The 4,219-nt window shown below is 64.3% G+C and carries 5 protein-coding genes; all 5 read right to left on the bottom strand.

Annotated elements, in window-relative coordinates:
- Positions 1 to 771: hypothetical protein (locus AC1D12_RS26455; protein WP_477843954.1), on the bottom strand; the 771-nt coding region annotated here is incomplete at its 3' end.
- Between the two features lie 64 nt (positions 772 to 835).
- The gene (locus tag AC1D12_RS26450) at positions 836 to 1,750 is read right to left on the bottom strand and encodes a hypothetical protein (protein WP_477843952.1); all 915 of its coding nucleotides are present in this window, start codon (positions 1,748 to 1,750) and stop codon (positions 836 to 838) included.
- Between the two features lie 92 nt (positions 1,751 to 1,842).
- Complete coding sequence (locus tag AC1D12_RS26445) at positions 1,843 to 3,141, bottom strand: MFS transporter (RefSeq protein WP_477843950.1); 1,299 nt, start codon at positions 3,139 to 3,141, stop codon at positions 1,843 to 1,845.
- Between the two features lie 20 nt (positions 3,142 to 3,161).
- A complete protein-coding gene (gene gloA, locus AC1D12_RS26440) occupies positions 3,162 to 3,551 on the bottom strand; it encodes a lactoylglutathione lyase (protein WP_047504550.1) in 390 nt (129 codons plus the stop codon).
- A 14-nt stretch (positions 3,552 to 3,565) separates the two neighbouring features.
- Positions 3,566 to 4,108 (bottom strand): PaaI family thioesterase, encoded by a 543-nt coding sequence (locus tag AC1D12_RS26435; RefSeq protein ID WP_477843948.1) that lies wholly within the window; start codon positions 4,106 to 4,108, stop codon positions 3,566 to 3,568.
- Between the last annotated feature and the right edge of the window lie 111 nt (positions 4,109 to 4,219).

Below are 4,219 nucleotides of genomic sequence, written 5' to 3'. Positions count from 1 at the left end.
GTTCTGCACCGGCACGAGAAACTCCTTGTCAACACTGTCGCTGGAAAGTTCCAATTTGAGTGTCTTGATTCGACCMTGAGCGGCCTCCTTCATGTCCGATAGGAACATCTGAAATTGTTCCTCGGAGGTGATGGACTTTTCAAGGGTGATGCGAAGCTCGACGAGATCCGGTTTCTTCAACAGATTGATCCACAACGACCGCGGCGCGGCAGGCATCTTGTTGCCCTTGAGATTGATCCTCTCCAGCTGCAGCAGGCCGTGCAACGATCGCAGCAGGCATTGCATCTCTCGTTTTCCAAGATCGTGATTCGACAGGTTGAGATCGACGACCTTGACGTTCGACGTGATGAAGTCGATCAGTGGCCCGAGGTCTTGTTCCGTGAACTTGTCCGGTGTGCGGGTGCGCTTCAGGTTCAACTTGATGAGACCAAGGCGGTCCACGGACAGGTGCTCCGCGAAGAGGGCGCTGCCCCATGGCTGACGAGGGGCGCCAAGGGTGTCCAGGGTTCTGCTGGCGTCAAGGCGTCCCGCCTGGATCGATTGGAGGCTGGGTGTATTCGGGGGAATGGAATTCGAAAGTTCAGTTTCTCTGGGGCTTGGCGAGTGCGAGCGTGAGACGGTCATGATCAACGGAACAAGTGGTTGCGTCTTCTGTTGAGTGGCATCGCTCGCGGCATTCGTTCCAGCCTGACAGGCACAGGCCGGGTTACGCGGCCTTCGTCGTCGCAGCCACCCCGCGGATGAACCGGCGCGTGAGGTGTCGATGCTCATGAACGGCTTCCGCAGTGGTGGCGAGGCCTCCACTCCAGGAGCCGTTGATGATCGGATCGTGACGCTACTGCATCTCCATTTTGAGGAAGAACTCGGGGTACTTCTGAGCGATCGCCGTGTTCAGCGTGACGCATGCCTTGCCGTTCTGGAAACGGAGTGCGCTGTACGTGAGGCTGAAGGGAATCTGCTTGAACGCCTCGACGAGAATCTCCCGGGGCTCGCCCTTGGGGGGGAGTGCCGAAAATTCGAGGCACAGGCCAACGCAAACCGGTCCTTCAAGTCTTGTATTGCGAATGAAGCCTGCGACTGCTTTTGCGTCTGAAGTGTCCTTGATGGCGTCAACGATGGTGATATCCGCCCCGTGGTCTCCTGCCGCAATGCTCTTTGCGAAACCGGGCAACTGCTCGATCGAGCACCGGAATGCGCCGGGGAACTTCCACTGGCTCTCCCACTCGCTATTCCACTCGCTCTTCGCCAAAGCAGCTTTCTCTTTTTTGGATGAAAGGCTGCACTTGTCGGTCGCATTGCCGCTGGATTCACCGGAGTGGGGTGGCGGTTCGGTGATTCGCAGGGCGAGGAGTTCGTCGGAACGTATGACCTTGGGGGTACCTTTCGAAACTGCCGATACGGGTGAGTCGGTGCGCGGCAAATGGATGATTCTCCTGACCTCGGATTGATCGCCAACTGATTTTCGAGAACCGCCTTGGGGGGAGTGCCGGGAATTCGAAGCGGAGGGAACCCTGCGGCTGATCAAGCTCCGTCCGGTGACTGAAGTTTGCGACTTTTTTTTGTCCTGAAGGTGCTTGAACGGGCACCCGGAATCTTCGAAGGTCTCAAGTTCGCTTACCGCATTCAATGCAACAGCCCGTTGTTTGCCCACCTTTGCTGGAATGCTGGGCTTGTCGGTTGCATTGCCGCTGGATTGACCGGGGCGGGATGGCGCGGTGACTCGCGGGGCGGAGATGCTGTTGGAACTCATGATGGGTCGTGGTTGTCAGTGACCGCCACTTTGTGACCGTCGGCATGCGTGAGTTCCAGCAGTCTCCATCCAACGACGACGTAGCTCTCGGGCTACGCAGCCTTCAACGCCGCCGCAGCCGCTGTCGCCTGTCTCCTGATCAGCAGCACCGACACGGCCGCCACCAGGCAGGCCGCGCCGGCCGCAAACAGCGCCGGGTTGTAGGTCAGCAGCAGCGTGCGCGTGAGCCCCGCGCCGTAGGCCGCGACCGCCGCGCCGAGCTGGTGCGAGGCGAACACCCAGCCGAAGATCATCCCGGCGCGCTCCTTGCCGAACTCCTGCGCGGCGAGCTTGACGGTGGGCGGCACCGTCGCGATCCAGTCGAGGCCGTAGAACATCGCGAAGGTCGCGAGGCCGTACAGCGTGAAGGTGGAGTAGGGCAGCCAGAACAGCGACAGCCCGCGCAGCCCGTAGTACCAGAACAGCAGCTTGCGGTTGTCGTAGCGGTCGGACAGGTAGCCCGACAGCGTGGTGCCCACCAGGTCGAACGCGCCCATCATCGACAGCACCGAGGCCGCCGGCACGGCCGACAGCCCGTTGTCGCTGCACAGCGAGATGAAGTGCGTCTGCAGCAGGCCGTTGGTGCTGAGCCCGCAGATGAAGAAGCTCAGCGCGAGGATCCAGAACGTGCGGTTGTGCATCGCCTCGCGCAGCACCTTGAACGGGCCGAGGAAGTTCAGCGGCGCGGCGGCCGGCACCGGCGGCAGCGGCGTGCCCTCGGGCTCGCCGAGCGACAGCAGCTTCAGCTCGCTCGGGTGGTTGCGCATGAAGAAGGTGACGAGCGCCACCACGATCACGCAGGCGACGAAGATCGGGATCACCGCGTAACGCCAGCCGTGGTGCTCGATGATCCAGGCCGCGAGTGGCAGGAAGATCAGCTGCCCGGTGGCGGTGCTCGCGGCGAACAGGCCGACCACCAGCCCGCGGTGCGCGGTGAACCAGCGGCTCGCGACCATCGCGCCCAGCACCAGCGCGGTGAGCCCGGTGCCGCAGCCCAGCACCAGCCCCCACAGCAGGAACAGCTGCCACAGCTGCGTGATGCCGGTGGCGGCCACCATCGCCACCGCGATGAAGCTGGCGGCGGCCACCATGATGCGCGGCAGGCCGAAGCGCGCGATGAAGATCGCGGCGAACGGCCCGAGCAGGCCGAACAGCGCGAAGCGCACCGCGAAGACGGACGACAGCTGGTCGGTGGTCCAGCCGAACTCCTTCGACAGCGGCTGCAGCATCGCGCCCGGCAGGCCGAGCGCGGCCGAGGTGGTCAGCATCGCGAAGAAGGTGACCGCGGCGATCACCCACGCATAGTGGATGCCGCGGCGGCCGAGGGAGGCGGAGATGCGTTCGGAGAGCATGGGGTTTCCTCGGCGCGGGCTCAGTCGAAGCGGCGTTCGATCAGTTCGACCTTGTAGCCGTCCGGATCGGTGATGAAGGCGATGACGGTGCTGCCGCCCTTGACCGGGCCGGCCTCGCGCGTGACGTTGCCGCCGCCGGCGCGGATGCGCTCGCAGGCCGCCGCCGCATCGGGCACCGCGATCGCGATGTGGCCGTAGGCGGTGCCGAGCTCGTACGAGCTGACGCCGTGGTTGTAGGTGAGCTCCAGCTCGGCATGCTCCGGGTTCGGACCGTAGCCGAGGAAGGCGAGCGAGTAGTGCTGCGACGGGTTCTCGGACTGGCGCAGCAGCGTCATGCCCATGATGTTCGTGTAGAAGTCGATCGAGCGCTGCAGGTCGCCGACGCGCAGCATGGTGTGGAGGAGTCGCATGGAAGGTGGTCCGTTCAGGAAGCGTCGAAGATGAAGCAGGTGGTGGAGGCGTGGGCGTACAGCTTGCCGTCGGGGCCGAGCAGGCGCCCTTCGGCGGTGGCCATGCGGCCGCCGACGTGGATCACGCTGCCGATGGCGCGCAACACCGGCACGCGGTGGGTGACGGCGCGCACGTAGTTGATCTTGAGTTCGGCGGTGGTGTAGGCCTTGCCGGCGGCCAGCGTGGTGTGCACTGCGCAGCCGACGCACGAATCGAGCAGCGTCGCGATCCAGCCGCCGTGCACGGTGCCGAGCGGGTTGTAGTGGCGCAGCAGCGGCGTGCCCTGGAACACCGCGCGGCCGGGCACCATCTCGATCGGCAGGAAGTCCATCGTCTCGCCGATCGGCGGCGGGGGCAACTGGCCGTCGAAGATGGCCTGGAAGAACTGCAGCCCGCTCAGGCCCGCGACCTGCTCGGGGCGGGCCACGCCCGGCGGCAGCAGGCGCGCACGGTGCGCGGCGGCCTCGGCTTCCCACTGGGCCTGCACGGCGGCGGCATCGACGGCGGCTGTGTCCATGATCGGTCGCCCGGCGGGCCTAAAGTTGCAATTGCAATGATTGTAGCTACAATTGTCTGATCATGCCAAGCGACAAGACGATGACTCCCCACGGCTGCACCAGCCTGAAGG

It is taken from the genome of Rhizobacter sp. P1_G5 (assembly GCF_056405435.1).
Note: the sequence above shows the minus strand (reverse complement) of the source record. Positions and strands in the feature narration are given on the sequence as shown.